Source organism: Neisseria lactamica, from assembly GCF_901482445.1.
GTDB classification, from domain to species: domain Bacteria; phylum Pseudomonadota; class Gammaproteobacteria; order Burkholderiales; family Neisseriaceae; genus Neisseria; species Neisseria lactamica.
The window spans coordinates 125,059-139,753 of sequence record NZ_LR590477.1; the positions used below are offsets into that span (position 1 = coordinate 125,059).

Annotated in this window: 15 protein-coding genes; 9 read left to right on the plus strand and 6 right to left on the minus strand. The window is 55.6% G+C overall.

Annotated elements, in window-relative coordinates; genetic code table 11:
• Positions 1-8: 8 nt before the first annotated feature.
• Positions 9-788, minus strand: coding sequence for a 16S rRNA (adenine(1518)-N(6)/adenine(1519)-N(6))-dimethyltransferase RsmA (gene rsmA, locus FGL10_RS00725; RefSeq protein ID WP_003707904.1), 780 nt, complete (start codon positions 786-788; stop codon positions 9-11).
• Positions 789-1,133: 345 nt separating this feature from the next.
• Between rsmA and FGL10_RS00735 the strand changes: the two genes are divergently transcribed.
• From FGL10_RS00735 to FGL10_RS00745, 3 genes are all read left to right on the plus strand, one after another.
• Complete coding sequence (locus tag FGL10_RS00735) at positions 1,134-1,694, plus strand: uracil-DNA glycosylase family protein (RefSeq protein WP_232043753.1); 561 nt, start codon at positions 1,134-1,136, stop codon at positions 1,692-1,694.
• A 183-nt stretch (positions 1,695-1,877) separates the two neighbouring features.
• On the plus strand, positions 1,878-3,080 hold the full coding sequence (gene trpB / locus FGL10_RS00740) for a tryptophan synthase subunit beta (protein WP_003707908.1): 1,203 nt from the start codon (positions 1,878-1,880) through the stop codon (positions 3,078-3,080).
• A gap of 131 nt (positions 3,081-3,211) precedes the next feature.
• On the plus strand, positions 3,212-5,431 hold the full coding sequence (locus FGL10_RS00745) for a DNA internalization-related competence protein ComEC/Rec2 (protein WP_155270579.1): 2,220 nt from the start codon (positions 3,212-3,214) through the stop codon (positions 5,429-5,431).
• Between the two features lie 72 nt (positions 5,432-5,503).
• On the opposite strand, the gene FGL10_RS00750 is transcribed toward FGL10_RS00745, so the two are convergent.
• A complete protein-coding gene (locus FGL10_RS00750) occupies positions 5,504-6,310 on the minus strand; it encodes an outer membrane protein assembly factor BamD (protein WP_003707912.1) in 807 nt (268 codons plus the stop codon).
• Between FGL10_RS00750 and rluD the strand changes: the two genes are divergently transcribed.
• On the plus strand, positions 6,309-7,433 hold the full coding sequence (gene rluD / locus FGL10_RS00755) for a 23S rRNA pseudouridine(1911/1915/1917) synthase RluD (protein WP_003707911.1): 1,125 nt from the start codon (positions 6,309-6,311) through the stop codon (positions 7,431-7,433). The genes FGL10_RS00750 and rluD overlap by 2 nt on opposite strands.
• Positions 7,434-7,585: 152 nt before the next feature.
• On the opposite strand, the gene FGL10_RS00760 is transcribed toward rluD, so the two are convergent.
• Positions 7,586-8,533 carry a bile acid:sodium symporter family protein gene (locus FGL10_RS00760; protein ID WP_002221255.1) on the minus strand — a complete coding sequence of 316 codons (948 nt, stop codon included), beginning with the start codon at positions 8,531-8,533 and terminating at the stop codon, positions 7,586-7,588.
• A 443-nt stretch (positions 8,534-8,976) separates the two neighbouring features.
• On the opposite strand from FGL10_RS00760, the gene pgeF reads away from it, so the two are divergent.
• From pgeF to FGL10_RS00790, 5 genes are all read left to right on the plus strand, one after another.
• Positions 8,977-9,756: a peptidoglycan editing factor PgeF gene (pgeF, locus tag FGL10_RS00770; protein WP_003707918.1), complete on the plus strand. Its 780-nt coding sequence runs from the start codon at positions 8,977-8,979 to the stop codon at positions 9,754-9,756.
• A gap of 51 nt (positions 9,757-9,807) precedes the next feature.
• Positions 9,808-10,287 carry an LPS-assembly lipoprotein LptE gene (locus FGL10_RS00775; protein WP_003707920.1) on the plus strand — a complete coding sequence of 160 codons (480 nt, stop codon included), beginning with the start codon at positions 9,808-9,810 and terminating at the stop codon, positions 10,285-10,287.
• Between the two features lies 1 nt (position 10,288).
• The gene (gene holA / locus FGL10_RS00780; protein ID WP_003707922.1) at positions 10,289-11,287 is read left to right on the plus strand and encodes a DNA polymerase III subunit delta; all 999 of its coding nucleotides are present in this window, start codon (positions 10,289-10,291) and stop codon (positions 11,285-11,287) included.
• Positions 11,288-11,407: 120 nt separating this feature from the next.
• Complete coding sequence (locus FGL10_RS00785) at positions 11,408-11,827, plus strand: hypothetical protein (RefSeq protein WP_003707923.1); 420 nt, start codon at positions 11,408-11,410, stop codon at positions 11,825-11,827.
• A 74-nt stretch (positions 11,828-11,901) separates the two neighbouring features.
• Positions 11,902-12,417 carry an RDD family protein gene (locus FGL10_RS00790; RefSeq protein WP_003707925.1) on the plus strand — a complete coding sequence of 172 codons (516 nt, stop codon included), beginning with the start codon at positions 11,902-11,904 and terminating at the stop codon, positions 12,415-12,417.
• 83 nt (positions 12,418-12,500) lie between these two features.
• Here FGL10_RS00790 and FGL10_RS00795 read toward each other — a convergent pair whose 3' ends face one another.
• Genes FGL10_RS00795 through rpoH form a run of 3 tightly spaced genes read right to left on the minus strand, consistent with a single transcriptional unit; the run spans position 12,501 to position 14,681 of the window.
• Positions 12,501-13,376 carry a YicC/YloC family endoribonuclease gene (locus FGL10_RS00795; RefSeq protein WP_003707927.1) on the minus strand — a complete coding sequence of 292 codons (876 nt, stop codon included), beginning with the start codon at positions 13,374-13,376 and terminating at the stop codon, positions 12,501-12,503.
• Position 13,377: 1 nt separating this feature from the next.
• A complete protein-coding gene (locus FGL10_RS11905; protein WP_155270580.1) occupies positions 13,378-13,779 on the minus strand; it encodes a hypothetical protein in 402 nt (133 codons plus the stop codon).
• 38 nt (positions 13,780-13,817) lie between these two features.
• Entirely contained in the window at positions 13,818-14,681 is an 864-nt protein-coding gene (rpoH, locus tag FGL10_RS00800) for an RNA polymerase sigma factor RpoH (RefSeq protein WP_167533401.1), read from the minus strand.
• Between the last annotated feature and the right edge of the window lie 14 nt (positions 14,682-14,695).

A 14,695-nucleotide genomic window follows, 5' to 3' on the forward strand; every position in this document is an offset into this window, starting at 1 on the left:
GTCCCTTTTCAGACGGCTTTGTCCGCCAAATAATTGCTCAACGCCACGTATTTCTCCGGCTCGATATGTTCGGCGCGGTCTTGCGGACTGATGCCGACTGCCTGCAAATCTTCGTCTGTTGCCAGTTCTTTCAGATTGTTGCGTATGGTTTTGCGGCGTTGGTGGAAGGCGAGTTTCACGAGTTTGGCAAAATGCTCGAAATCGTCCGCCCTGCCGATGCGGTGTTTCACCGGAATCATACGGACGACGGCGGAATCCACTTTCGGTGCAGGATCGAACGATTCGGGCGGCACGTCGATCAGCAGCTCCATATCGAAAAAATATTGCAGCATCACGCCCAAACGCCCGTAGTCGTTGCTTTTCGGCGCGGCAACCATACGCTCGACCACTTCTTTTTGCAGCATAAAGTGCATATCGACGACATCGTCCGCCACTTCCGCCAGTTTGAACAAAAGCGGCGTGGAAATGTTGTAGGGCAGGTTGCCGACGATTTTCTTTTTGCCTGCGATACTGTTGAAATCAAACTGCAACACATCGCCTTCGTGAATCACCAGCTTATCCGCAAACGGCAGCGTTTTCAGACGGCATACGATGTCGCGGTCGATTTCGACAACGTGCAGGCAGTTCAGTTTTTTCGCCAAAGGTTCGGTAATCGCCGCCAAACCCGGGCCGATTTCAATCACGACATCATCCGCCTGCGGGCGCACGGCGTTGACGATATCGCCGATAATCCGCGTGTCCTGCAAAAAATTCTGCCCGAAACGCTTGCGGGCTTTGTGTTCTTTCATCGGGTTTCCTTTTCGGTTGAAACCACACCCTTTAGGGCGGTAGAATCAGACCCTATTTGGGAGGGGCGTAACCCTTTCCAAATCAGGACGGCACATAGGGCGGTGCTTTATGTGCCGTCCTGTGTGTTGGAACATAAATGTGTTTACAGTATCCGTTTGATGTCGGCATTGTAACCGAAAACGGCAGGGCGTGATAATGCTGTTTGAAGGCTTGCCGTGTTTGGCGGTTTGGTGCAAAAACCGGCTGTCTGCCGTTTGCCTGTCGGAGGATTGAACGTGTCTGAAAATCTGCTTGAAATCGAAACCCATCCCTTCGATCCCGTGTTGCCGCCGAAGGCTGCGGTCATGATGATGGGGACGTTTCCGCCCAAGGAAGACAAACGCGCGATGCAGTTTCATTATCCGAATTTCCAAAACGATATGTGGCGCGTTTACGGGCTGGTGTTTTTTAACGATGCGGCGCATTTCCGGATGCCGTCCCACGGGGAGGCTGCGCACTCTGAAAAAGCGTTTGACGCGGAGAAAATCAAAACGTTTTTGCACGAACGGGGGATTGCGTCCTGCCCGACCGTGTTGAAGGCGGTACGTCAGCACGGCAATGCGTCCGACAAGTTTTTGCAGGTAGTCGAAACCGTCGATTTGGCGGCGGTGTTGGCGAAAATACCCGAGTGCCGCCATATTTGTACGACGGGCGGTAAGGCGACGGAAATCCTGCTCGATATTCAGGGCGGCGGCATCAAAATGCCGAAAACGGGCGAAACCGTGCCGTTTCAGTTTGCCGGACGGGATTTGACGCTGACGCGCCTGCCTTCGACTTCGCGCGCCTATCCTTTGAGTTTGGCGAAAAAGGCAGCGGCGTATCGGGCGTTTTTCGAAATGGCGGGTTTGTGTGAAAAACAGTTATAATTGCCGGCAATTTCCCGTTCGGACGGCATTTTGAAAAATATAGTGGATTAACAAAAATAAGGACAAGGCGACGAAGCCGCAGACAGTACAAATAGTACGGCAAGGCGAGACAACGCCGTACCGGTTTTTGTTAATCCACTATAAATTGCCGTCTGAAAATTTGAAGCACAAGGAAGAAATCCGATGAAAAACTACCACGCGCCCGACGAGAAGGGCTTTTTCGGCGAACATGGCGGGCTTTATGTCTCCGAAACCCTGATTCCCGCCTTGCAAGAGCTGGCGGATGCCTATAAGGCAGCGAAAAACGATCCTGAATTTTGGGCAGAGTTCCACCGCGATTTGAAACATTATGTCGGCAGGCCCAGTCCCGTTTATCACGCCGCGCGGTTGTCCGAACATCTGGGCGGCGCGCAAATCTGGTTGAAACGCGAAGATTTGAACCACACCGGCGCGCACAAAGTCAACAACACCATCGGTCAGGCATTGCTCGCCCGCCGTATGGGCAAAAAACGCGTGATTGCCGAAACCGGCGCGGGTCAGCACGGCGTGGCGAGTGCTACCGTTGCCGCACGCTTCGGAATGACTTGCGATGTCTATATGGGTGCGGACGACATCCAGCGTCAAATGCCCAACGTGTTCCGCATGAAATTGTTGGGCGCGAACGTGGTCGGTGTAGAAAGCGGCAGCCGCACGCTCAAAGACGCGATGAACGAAGCTATGCGCGAATGGGTCGCCCGCGTGGACGATACGTTCTACATCATCGGCACCGCCGCCGGCCCCGCGCCGTATCCCGAAATGGTACGCGATTTCCAATGCGTTATCGGCAACGAAGCCAAAGCGCAGATGCAGGAAGCCATCGGCCGCCAGCCTGATGTTGCCGTTGCCTGTGTGGGCGGCGGCTCGAACGCCATTGGTTTGTTCTACCCTTATATCGAAGAAGAAAACGTACGTTTGGTCGGCGTAGAAGCAGGCGGTTTGGGTGTGGATACGCCTGACCACGCCGCACCGATTACTTCGGGCGCACCGATTGGCGTACTGCACGGCTTCCGCAGCTACCTGATGCAGGACGAAAACGGCCAGGTTTTGGGTACGCATTCTGTTTCCGCAGGCTTGGATTACCCCGGCATCGGCCCGGAACACAGCCATCTGCACGACATCAAGCGCGTCGAATACACCGTTGCCAAAGACGACGAAGCACTCGAAGCCTTTGACTTGCTCTGCCGCTTCGAGGGCATTATCCCCGCGCTGGAATCCAGCCACGCCGTTGCTTGGGCGGTGAAAAACGCGCCGAAAATGGGCAAAGACCAGGTGATTTTGGTCAACCTGTCCGGCCGCGGCGACAAAGACATCAATACCGTGGCGAAGCTCAAAGGTATTAAACTGTAACCTCGTCCGTCTGATAAAAATGCCGTCTGAAGCCTGAGTTCAGACGGCATTTTTACGAACTTTCCTTTATGACGGCTTTTCGGATTTGCTTTATTATCTGTTTATTTTTGAAATATCGGGAGTGGGGAGACGTGTTCCGTCGTTGTTTTTTGCCGTGTTGGGTCGTCGGCGCGGCGGCTTCGTTTGCGCTGCCGGTCGTGCCGCATTGGCTGTTTTGGCTGGCGGCTTTTGCGGTTTTTGCTGTGTTTGCAAGGCGGTTTGCGTTTGCCGGTTTGATGTTGTGTGTCTTGGCAGGGGCTGCTTACGGTGTGTTCAGGACGGAGGCGGCACTGTCTTCGCAATGGCGGGCGGAGGCGGTTTCAGGCGTGCCGTTGACGGTGGAAGTGGCGGATATGCCGAGGTCGGACGGGCGGCGCGTGCAGTTTGCGGCAAAGGCTGTGGACAGCGGTGGTCGGACGTTCGATTTGCTGCTGTCGGACTACAAACGGCGCGAATGGGCGGTCGGGAGCAGATGGCGGATAACGGCACGTGTGCACCCCGTCGTCGGGGAGTTGAACCTGCGCGGTTTGAACCGTGAGGCGTGGGCATTATCCAACGGGATAGGCGGCGTGGGGACGGTCGGTGCGGACAGGGTTTTGCTGCATGACGGAAGCGGTTGGGGGATTGCGGTTTGGCGCAGCCGCATCAGCCGTAATTGGCAGCAGGCGGATGCGGACGGCGGGCTTTCAGACGGCATCGGGCTGATGCGCGCGTTGAGTGTGGGCGAACAGTCGGCATTGCGCCCCGAATTGTGGCAGGCGTTTCGACCGTTGGGGCTGACGCATCTGGTCAGTATTTCGGGTTTGCACGTTACGATGGTGGCGGTGATGTTTGCGTGGCTGGCGAAACGGCTGCTTGCCTGTTCCCCGCGCCTTCCCGCCCGGCCGCGCGTGTGGGTTTTGGCGGCGGGGTGTGCAGGCGCGCTGTTTTACGCGCTGCTTGCCGGTTTTTCTGTGCCGACGCAGCGCAGTGTTTTGATGTTGGCGGCGTTTGCGTGGGCGTGGCGCAGGGGAAGATTGTCGGCGTGGGCGACGTGGTGGCAGGCGTTGGCGGCGGTGCTGCTGTTCGACCCTTTGGCGGTCTTGGGAGTGGGGACTTGGCTGTCTTTCGGTTTGGTGGCGGCCCTGATATGGGCGTGTTCGGGGCGTTTGCACGAGGGGAAACGGCAAACTGCTTTGCGCGGGCAGTGGGCGGCTTCGGTGTTGTCGCTGGTTTTGCTCGGTTATCTGTTTGCTTCGCTGCCTTTAATCAGCCCTTTGGTCAATGCGGTGGCGATTCCGTGGTTTTCTTGGGTATTGACGCCGCTGGCGTTGCTGGGTTCGGTCGTGCCGTTTGCGCCTTTGCAACAGTTGGGGGCATTTTTGGCGGAATACACTTTGCGGTTTTTGGTGTGGCTTGCCGATGTGTCGCCCGAGTTTGCCGTTGCCTCCGCACCTTTGCCGCTGCTGGTGTTGGCGGTGTGTGCCGCTTTGCTGTTGTTGCTGCCGCGCGGCTTGGGTTTGCGTCCGTGGGCGGTGTTGCTGTTGGCAGGGTTTGTGTTTTACCGTCCGCCCGGCGTGCCGGAAAATGAGGCTGCGGTTACGGTTTGGGATGCGGGGCAGGGTTTGTCGGTGTCGGTTCAGACGGCAAATCATCATCTTTTGTTTGACACCGGAACTGCATCGGCGGCACAGACGGGGATTGTGCCGAGTTTGAATGCGGCGGGTGTCCGCCGTTTGGACAAGCTGGTTCTGTCGCATCACGACAGTGACCACGACGGCGGTTTTCAGACAGTCGGCAAGATACCGAACGGCGGGATTTATGCCGGACAGCCGGAATTTTATGAGGGGGCGCGGCATTGTGCGGAACAGCGTTGGCAATGGGACGGCGTAGATTTCGAGTTTTTGAGGCCGTCTGAACGCAAAAACATCGATGATAATGGGAAAAGTTGTGTTTTGCGTGTTGTGGCTGGTGGTGCGGCACTGCTGGTAACGGGCGATTTGGATACGAAGGGCGAGGAAAGCCTGGTCGGCAAGTATGGAGGCAACCTGTACAGCCAGGTGTTGGTGTTGGGGCATCACGGCAGCAATACGTCCTCGTCGGGCGTGTTCCTCAATGCCGTCTCGCCCGAATATGCCGTTGCTTCAAGCGGTTATGCCAACGCCTACAAACATCCGACCGAAGCGGTGCAAAACCGTGTTCGCGCACACGGTATCAAGTTGTTGCGTACCGATTTGTCTGGCGCGCTGCAATTCGGCTTGGGGCGCGGCGGCGTGAAGGCCCAACGTTTGAGAGGGTATAAATTCTATTGGCAGAAAAAACCGTTTGAGTGAACGGAAAGGCTTGCGCCGGAACGGAAAATGCCGTCTGAAAGGGCTTCAGACGGCATTACGAAGAAGATGGGCTTAATGCCAGTAACGCCACCAGGGCATATCGTCGGGCTGCCAAGTGTGTGTCAAAAACGGGCTTTTCGGGAAATTGGTTTCCAACACGCGGCGTGTGTCGGCGGCAAGCTGCGGTTTGCCGAGTTTTTGGTAGGCGAGTTCCAAGATGGCGAGCGATTCTTCGACATAGCGCGTATTCTGGTAGCTGCCGATGATTTTTTGGGCACGGTTGGCGGCGGCGATGTATGCGCCGCGTTTCATATAATAACGGGCAACCGCCATTTCATTGCCGCCCAAGGCATCGACCAGTTTGATCATACGCGCGGACGCATCGGCGGCGTATTTGCTGTCGGGGAAACGCCGGACGAGTTCCGCAAACGCCTGGTACGCTTCGCGGTTGGCTTTCGGATCGCGGTCGGACCAGTCTTGCGAGGCCAGTTTGTTCAGGAAGGACTGATCTTCGTTGAACAGTACCAAACCGCGCAGGTACAGCGCGTAATCCATATTCGGATGCTGCGGGTAGAGGTTGCGGAAGCGGTCGATTGCCGCCAGCGCCTTGTCTTTTTCGTCGTCTTTATAATAGGCGTAGGCCGTATCCAGCAACGCCTGTTGCGCGTAGCGGCCGGTCGGGAAGCGCGAGCCCAATATTTCGTATAATTTGACGGCGCGCGTATAATTGCCGCCGCCCAACTCGTCTTGCGCTTCGGCATAGAGTTTTTCCACGCCCCAGCCTTGGGTCGTTTGGGTATCTTTGTCGACCGTGCCTTGGCTGCTTGCACAGGCGCACAGTGCCAAACTTAACGAAACCATTAAAAGAATTTTTTTCATGCAGAATACTTCCTTTGAGAATGAAGCCGATTATAGCGATGATTCGGATTTTGCGTCAGCCCCGGAAACCGAAAACTGTATTTGTCTGACTGTTCCGCCCAAGCTTGCCGGCGGGCGGTTGGATGCGGTATTGGCAAAACTTCTGCCAGACTATTCGCGCAGCCGGTTGACATCATGGATTAGAGAAGGCGCGGTTATTGTAAACGATAAACCTTCGCAACCCAAAGACAAAATGATAGGCGGTGAGCAAATCCGTGTAACCGTCCGTCCGAGTGAGGAAAATCTGGCGTTTGTTCCAGAGCCGATGGCTTTGGACATCGTTTACGAAGACGATACCGTCATCGTCGTCAACAAACCGGCCGGACTGGTGGTGCATCCGGCCGCAGGCAACTGGAGCGGCACCCTGCTCAACGGCCTGTTGGCGCACTGTCCCGAATTGAGCCAAGTACCGCGTGCAGGCATCGTACACCGTTTGGACAAAGAAACCAGCGGGCTGATGGTGGTCGCCAAAACCCTGCCGGCGCAAAATTCCCTCGTGCAACAGCTTCAAGAACGCACGGTCAAACGCATCTACCGCGCCGTCGCCAACGGCATCGTCCCCTTTGACGGTAAAATCGAAACCCAAATCGGACGCGATCCGCACAACCGCCTGAAAATGGCAGTCGTCAAATTCGGCGGCAAACCAGCCGTTACCCACGTCAAAGTGTTGGAACGCTATCTTGCCCACAGCTATATCGAATGCTCGCTCGAAACAGGCAGGACGCACCAAATCCGCGTGCATATGCGCGAGGCCAACCATCCGCTTGCCGGCGATCCCGTGTACGGCAACCTGCGCCACCCGTGCGGCGACACGGTGAAAGAAGCCGTTAAAAGTCTGGGCGCGCGTCAGGCATTGCACGCCTACCGCTTAAGTTTCACTCATCCGGAAAGCGGCGAAACCGTTTCGTTTGAAGCACCGATTCCAAACGACATATATCATTTGTTGTCCGTCCTCCGTCTTGAAGCCGGTTTGGATTCGTCTTTGAGCAATGAAGAGGAATGGCAGGACAAATTCGGCGCGGACGACGATGACGATTGGAACGAAGACGACTACGATGTCGAAGTGGTTTATGTAAGGGAGTGAGGCGGCTTGAAAGGCGGGGCGAACGCAGGCAGCCGAACCGGAGCAGCCGGACAATCGTCCCTGCCGATTTCAAACAAAGGTCGTCTGAAGGGGTCGGGCAGAAACCGCCGGTTTCGTTTGCCACGTTCAGACGGCATTATGATGAAAGGCGTTTAGGGTTTTTTATGTTTACCGGCTTTGGCCGCCCAATAAGTTGCCAGCAGCGAGCCGGAGATATTGTGCCACACGCTGAACAATGCGCCCGGAACGGCAACGACCGGCGCGGCGGCAAAGTGTGCGGCGGCAAGCGCGGCGGCCAGGCCCGAGTTTTGCATACCGACTTCGATGGCCAGCGTTTTTTGTGCATCATAAGGCAGGCCGGTCCATTTGGCGGCAAAGAAGCCGAGCAGGTAGCCGATGCCGTTGTGGAGTGCGACAACCGCAAAAATCAGCAGGCCGCTTTCCATAATCTTGCCTTTGCTTGCCCCGACAACCGCGCCGATAATCAGCACGATGGCGGCAACGGAAACCAGCGGCAGCGCATCGGTCAGCTTTTCGGTTTTACTGCCCAAAACCTTATGGACAATCAAACCCAAAACAATGGGGAGCAAAACCATTTTGACGATGGACATCAACATACCGGCCGCTTGGATTTCCAGCATTTCACCGGCAAGCATCAGGAAGATGGCGGGAGTCAGCAATGGGGAAATCAGGGTGGAAACAGACGTAACGGCAACCGACAAAGCCACATTGCCGCGCGCCAGATAGGTCATCACATTGGAAGCCGTACCGCCCGGGCAGCAGCCGACCAAAATCACGCCGACCGCGATTTCGGCAGGCAGGTTCAACAGTTTGGACAGCAGCCAGGCGGTTGCCGGCATAATGGCGAATTGTGCGATTACGCCGATGATGACGGCTTTGGGATGTTTGAACAAAATATCGAAGTCGGAAGGTTTGAGCGTCAAACCCATACCGAACATAATAATGCCCAACAGCCAAGGAATATAAGGCCCCGCCCATTTGAAGGTGTCGGGCGCGAAAAAAGCGGCGGCGGCAAAGAGCGCGGCCCAGAGGGAAAATGTTTTTCCGATAAAGCTGCTGATTTTACTGAGGATATTCATAATAATGCGTTGCGTGTTTGTTTTTAAGGGAAGGCAAGCATACACGCCTTAACCTTAATTTGCAAAATGACCGTGCCTAAACAATGCCGTCTGAAAATGGAGATTGGTTTTCAGACGGCATATCGCCCGGGAGGTGTCGGAAACGGACTGCATCCGGTTGAAACCCGTCTGTTTATGGCGATAGAATCTAATCGGAGGGCAGCCTCGTTCGGGCAACACGCAGTGCGGTGCTTGATGTGCCGTCCTCTGTTGAAACATATAAAGCTCGGAGAAAGTATATAAGGGCATCATTCCTGCACCGGCAAGAATCCGAACCCGAACGTTTGAAAACAATCCCGAATCTCCGAATTCCCGCCTGTGCGGGAATGACGAAAAAACAAGCATCCATTTGCCCCGAAGGCAGTTAATCAACCCTTTCCGCCACACACCTATTCCAATATCCAATGAAAACCATCACAGAAACCCTAAATCTTGCCCCGAAAGGCAAAAACTTCCTGACCGCCGATTGGCCCGCGCCCACCAATGTGAAAACCCTGATGACCACGCGCAACGGCGGCGTGAGCCAAGGTGCGTATCAGAGTTTGAACCTCGGTACGCACGTCGGCGACAATCCCGAAGCCGTGCGCCGCAACCGCGAAATCGTGCAACAGCAGGTCGGATTGCCCGTTGCCTACCTCAATCAAACCCACAGCACCGTCGTCGTCAACGCTGCCGAAGCGTTGGACGGCACGCCCGATGCGGACGCTTCCGTGGACGACACGGGCAAGGCCGCCTGTGCCGTGATGACTGCCGACTGTCTGCCCGTTCTATTTTGCGACAGGGCTGGTACGGCGGTTGCCGCCGCACACGCGGGCTGGCGCGGTTTGGCGGGCGGCGTATTGCAAAACACCATTGCCGCGATGAAGGTTGCGCCCGTCGAAATTATGGCGTATCTCGGTCCCGCCATCAGTGCGGATGCGTTTGAAGTCGGACAGGATGTGTTTGATGCGTTCTGCACACCCCTGCCCGAAGCCGCCGCCGCATTTGAAAGCATAGGCGGCGGCAAATTCCTTGCCGACCTTTACGCGCTCGCCCGCCTGATTCTGAAGCGCGAAGGCGTAGGCGGCGTGTACGGCGGCACGCATTGCACGGTTTTGGAACGGGACACCTTCTTTTCCTACCGCCGAGACGGAGCAACGGGGCGTATGGCAAGCCTGATCTGGCTGGACGGGAATGCCGTCTGAACACGCCGCTGATATAATTCACCGATTTTGTGCTTTTGAGAAAGGCGAGCGATGAACAAAATATTCCTTACTGCCGCAGCCCTGATGCTGGGCGCGTGCGGTTTCCACCTGAAAGGTTCGGACGGCGCATCCCTGCCGGCGGCTTACCGGAGCTGGCGCATCGAAGGCGGGCAGGCGTTGCAGCTTCCTTTGGAAACCGCGCTGCATCAGGCTTCGGGCAGGATTGCGGATGCCGGCGGCACGCCGATGACCCTGCGTATAGACAGCGTTTCCCAAAACAAGGAAACCTACACCGTTACCCGCGCGGCAGTCATCAACGAATATCTTTTAATCTTGACGGTTGAGGCACAGGCGTTGAAGCACGGCGAAGCTGTCGGCAAACCGATGACCGTGTCCGTCCGCCGCGTCCTTGCCTATGCCGACAACGAAATCTTGGGCAAACAGGAAGAGGAGGCGGCATTGTGGGCGGAAATGCGGCAGGATGCCGCCGAACAAATTGTCCGCCGCCTGACCTTTCTGAAGGCGGAATGACGTGGTGGCACATATCGGACGCATCGATACGGACACGCCTTTGAAACCGCTGTACGTCATCCACGGCGAGGAAGAACTGTTGCGTATCGAGGCATTGGACGCATTGAGGGCGGCGGCAAAGAAACAAGGTTACCTCAATCGGGAAGTTTATACGGTAGACAATGCCTTCGATTGGAACGAACTGCTGCAAACCGCAGGCAGTGCGGGTCTGTTTGCCGATTTGAAGCTGTTGGAACTGCATATCCCCAACGGAAAACCCGGCAAAAACGGCGGCGAGGCGTTGCAGGATTTTGCCGCCCGACTGCCGGAAGATACGGTAACGCTGGTTTTACTGCCCAAACTGGAGAAAACCCGGCTCCAGTCCAAATGGTTTGCCGCATTGGCGGCAAAGGGGGAAGTGTGGGAAGCCAAACCGGTCGGCGCGGCGGCCTTGCCCCAATGGATACGCGGACGGCTGGACAAAATCGGTTTAGGTATCGAGGCAGACGCATTGGCACTGTTTGCCGAGCGCGTGGAAGGCAACCTGCTGGCGGCACGTCAGGAAATCGACAAGCTCGGGCTGCTGTATCCGAAAGGGCATACCCTCACTATCGATGAAGCGCAAACCGCCGTCGCCAATGTTGCCCGCTTCGACGCGTTCCAACTGGCAGGTGCGTGGATGAAGGGCGATGTCCCGCGCGTATGCAGGCTCTTGGACGGATTGCGGGAAGAAGGCGGGGAACCGGTGCTGCTTCTGTGGGCGGTTGCCGAAGACATCAGGACGCTGATCCGCCTTGCCGCCGCCTTGAAACAGGGTCAAAGCGTCCAAGCCGTCCGCAACAGCCTCAGGCTTTGGGGCGACAAGCAGACGCTCGCTCCGGCTGCGGTCAAACGGATTTCCGTCCCCCGCCTGCTTGACGCGCTGAAAACCTGTGCCGAAATCGACAGGATAATCAAAGGCGCGGAAGAAGGCGATGCGTGGGCGGCGTTCAAACAACTCGCCGTGTCGCTGGCGAAATAAAGCGGCAATCCCCAAAATACGAAAATACTGTAAAATACCGTTAATCCTGAAAAGTATTTACCAATCCGTCCGAAAACATTTCAGACGGCACGACCACCTTAATAAAGGAACATCAACCCTATGGACAATAAGACCAAACTGCGCTTGGGCGGCCTGATTTTACTGACTACCGCCGTCCTCAGCCTGATTATCGTGCTCATCGTCGATTCTTGGCCGCTCGCCATCCTACTTGCCGCCATCATTGTCGCTGCCGCTGCGGGCGGTTTTGTTTGGACATCCCGCCGACAGCAGCGTCTGTTTATCGAACGTTTGAAAAAATTCGACATTGATCCGGAAAAAGGCAAAGTCAACGAGGCCAACCTGCGCCGGATGTACCACAGCGGCGGACAATATCAAAAAGATGCCGTCACATTAATCTGCCTGGCGCAAAAATGTTCGGTGGACGAGGCGCACGCTATGTTCAAAAAACGCCCGACCCGTCAGGAAATCAACCAAATGGCGGCAAAACAGTCGCGCGGTCAGAAACGTCCGCACCGTTAATCCGGCCGGCGCATATCCGCACCAATGCCGTCTGAACCCGCCCGTGCTTCAGACGGCATATTACGATTGAAAAGATGATGACACTGAAAACCGCCCCGCTCAAACGCCGCTTTGCCGCCATATTGTATGAAATGCTGCTGGCAGGCGCGGCAACCTGTCCGGCGGCATTGCTTGCCGGCATTGCCGCCATTTTCCTCAATCCCGTCTCCGCTGCGCTTTCGGCATTGGTTACGAGCATCCTGATTATCGGTTCGTGGTGGCTTTATTTCCGCGCCAACTGGCACGGGCAGGGGCAGACTTTGGCGATGAGGACATGGAAAATCGGCTTGTGCGACCTTAACGGCATACAGCCGTCTTTGCACCTGCTGCGCCTGCGCTTTATTTGGGCGTGCATATTCACCGTATTCGTCCCCGCCCTTGCTTATGCCGGATTGCGCCACTTTCTCGGCATTCCGCCCAAGGGAGCGGCCGGCGCGGCATTGGTTTGGCTGATTCTGCCGTGGGGGTTCGCCCTGCTGAATCCCGACCGGCAGTTCCTGTATGATTTTCTTGCCGGGACAAGGTTGGTGGACGTAAAAGCAAAGCCTTGAGCCTTTGTACCGCAAAGGTTTCAAACTGCAAAAATGCCGTCTGAAAGGGCTTCAGACGGCATTTGCTTATCGGGGGAAACCGATTACTCGATATTCTGCACTTGTTCCCGCATCTGTTCGATCAGGACTTTCAGCTCGACCGAGGCTCGGGTGCATTCGGCGGCAATGGATTTGCTGCCCAAAGTGTTTGCCTCGCGGTTTAATTCCTGCATCAGGAAGTCCAGCCGTTTTCCGCTGCTGCCTTTGTGTTCGGTAACGATACGGCGCACTTCGGCAATGTGGGTGCGCAGGCGGCTGAATTCTTCGTCGATGTCGGATTTTTGAATAAAGAGGGCAAACTCCTGTTGCAGGCGGTCGTTGTCGATGCTGCCGACGGCTTCGGCAAGGCGGGTGCGGATTTTTTCTTTATGCGCTTCTACCAGCGCGGGGAAGATTTCGCCCAATGCCCCGATGATTTCTTCCATAGACTCGAGGCGTTGCAGCAGGTGTTCGCCCAATTTTTTCCCTTCGCGCCGGCGTGCGGCGGTAAAGTCCTTCAGTGCCGAATCGGTCAAATCGGCAATCACCTTTGCCAATGCGTCCGCATTTTCCCTTTGGCTTGCCAATACGCCCGGAAAACGCAAAATATCGGCAACGCCCAGTTTTGCCAAATCATAATGCTTGCGGAGGTCTTTGTTGATTTCGGCAAGCTGTCCGACCAAATCGCGATTCAGTTCCAAAGACTGATTGCCGTTTTCCGCATCTTGAATTTGGATTTTGCATTCGACTTTGCCGCGTGCCAGATGGGATGAAATTTTCTCGCGGATACCGCTTTCCAAATGGCGCAAATCATCCGGCATCCTGATTTGAATGTCCAAAAAGCGGTGGTTGACGGCGCGGATGTCGAGGTTGATGCGTTTGCTGCCGCATTCCGCCGCCGCGTTGGCAAAGCCTGTCATACTGTGGATGTGGGTCGTCATATTATCTTCCAAATTCCGTTAAAACAGTATCAAATATATCATATCCGCCCGCACGCCGGCGTTGCGGGACGGAAAAATCGAGGTTTGAAGTAAAATCCGCGCCTTTGTTTGCCCGAGGGGCGCAATGTCTGAAGACGGATTGAAAAACAGCAAATAAAGATGGGAATGCCGGCAAAGATGATTTTTGCAAGCCGCCGGCTGCAAATGCCGGTTTATACGGAGCCGGTTGCGGTTTAGGCGGTTTATGACTATATTTATGCAGAAAATGTATCATCAAAGCAATTGATGTGGCGGCCCCTGATTCATTTGTGTTTTCTTGCATCGGTAATTGCAATGGCGTTGACGGATAAAATCGCGTACGGCACAACGCATAAACCGCATTGATGTTTTGAATGTCAAACACCCGACAAACTGATTTGCCGGGTGTTTCATTATGCCTGTTTAAACCGCTTCGGCTTCTTCGGTCAGGAAACCGCGCAGTTTCTGCATAGCTTTGGCTTCAATCTGGCGGATGCGTTCGGCGGATACGCCGTATTCGGCGGCAAGCTGGTGCAGCGTCAGCCCGCCGTCGTCTTGAAGCCAGCGGCTTTCCACAATGCGGCGGCTCCTGTCGTCCAGTTGCGCCAAGGCGTTTTGCAGGCCTTCGGTTTGCAGCGCGTAATGCGCCTGTTTGGACAGTTGGCGGCTCGGTTCGGAATCGTGGTCGGCAAGCCAGTCGATGGGGGCGAAGTTGTCGTCGTCGTCGTTATTGTCCGCCATAATGGCGATGTCGCGCCCGGTCATACGCTGTTCCATCTCCAATACTTCGGAAAGTTTGACACCCAAGTCGTCGGCAATGCTTTGCGCTTCTTTTGGGGACAGGGCGTTGAGGTTTTTACGCATACTGCGTAAATTGAAAAACAGCTTGCGTTGCGGCTTGGTGGTGGCAACGCGGACCAAACGCCAGTTTTTCAGGATAAATTCGTGAATTTCCGCCTTAATCCAATGTACGGCAAATGAAAACAGGCGCGCCCCCCTGCCGGGCTCGTAGCGTTTGACCGCCTTCATCAGGCCGATATTGCCTTCCTGAATCAGGTCTGCCTGATTCAGGCCGTAGCCGTCATAGCCGCGCGCGATGGAAACGACGACGCGCAGGTGGGACAGGATGAGTTGTTTGGCGGCGTTGAGGTCGCCCTTAATCCGGCGTTCGGCAAGGCGGGTTTCTTCTTCCTGGGACAGCATCGGGATGCTGTTGACGGTGCGGATGTATTGTTCGAGGCTGCCGTTGCCGCTTTGGATGGCGGGTAATGCGAAAGCGTTATTCATTTGGGGCATCTCCT

Bases quoted from the DNA above. Each gene is read 5' to 3' on its own strand.
- rsmA (WP_003707904.1), bottom strand. From the start codon at position 788: ATGAAAGAACACAAAGCCCGCAAGCGTTTCGGGCAGAATTTTTTGCAG.
- FGL10_RS00735 (WP_232043753.1), top strand. From the start codon at position 1,134: ATGATGATGGGGACGTTTCCGCCCAAGGAAGACAAACGCGCGATGCAG.
- trpB (WP_003707908.1), top strand. From the start codon at position 1,878: ATGAAAAACTACCACGCGCCCGACGAGAAGGGCTTTTTCGGCGAACAT.
- rluD (WP_003707911.1), top strand. From the start codon at position 6,309: ATGCAGAATACTTCCTTTGAGAATGAAGCCGATTATAGCGATGATTCG.
- FGL10_RS00750 (WP_003707912.1), bottom strand. From the start codon at position 6,310: ATGAAAAAAATTCTTTTAATGGTTTCGTTAAGTTTGGCACTGTGCGCC.
- FGL10_RS00760 (WP_002221255.1), bottom strand. From the start codon at position 8,533: ATGAATATCCTCAGTAAAATCAGCAGCTTTATCGGAAAAACATTTTCC.
- pgeF (WP_003707918.1), top strand. From the start codon at position 8,977: ATGAAAACCATCACAGAAACCCTAAATCTTGCCCCGAAAGGCAAAAAC.
- FGL10_RS00775 (WP_003707920.1), top strand. From the start codon at position 9,808: ATGAACAAAATATTCCTTACTGCCGCAGCCCTGATGCTGGGCGCGTGC.
- FGL10_RS00785 (WP_003707923.1), top strand. From the start codon at position 11,408: ATGGACAATAAGACCAAACTGCGCTTGGGCGGCCTGATTTTACTGACT.
- FGL10_RS00790 (WP_003707925.1), top strand. From the start codon at position 11,902: ATGATGACACTGAAAACCGCCCCGCTCAAACGCCGCTTTGCCGCCATA.
- FGL10_RS00795 (WP_003707927.1), bottom strand. From the start codon at position 13,376: ATGACGACCCACATCCACAGTATGACAGGCTTTGCCAACGCGGCGGCG.
- rpoH (WP_167533401.1), bottom strand. From the start codon at position 14,681: ATGAATAACGCTTTCGCATTACCCGCCATCCAAAGCGGCAACGGCAGC.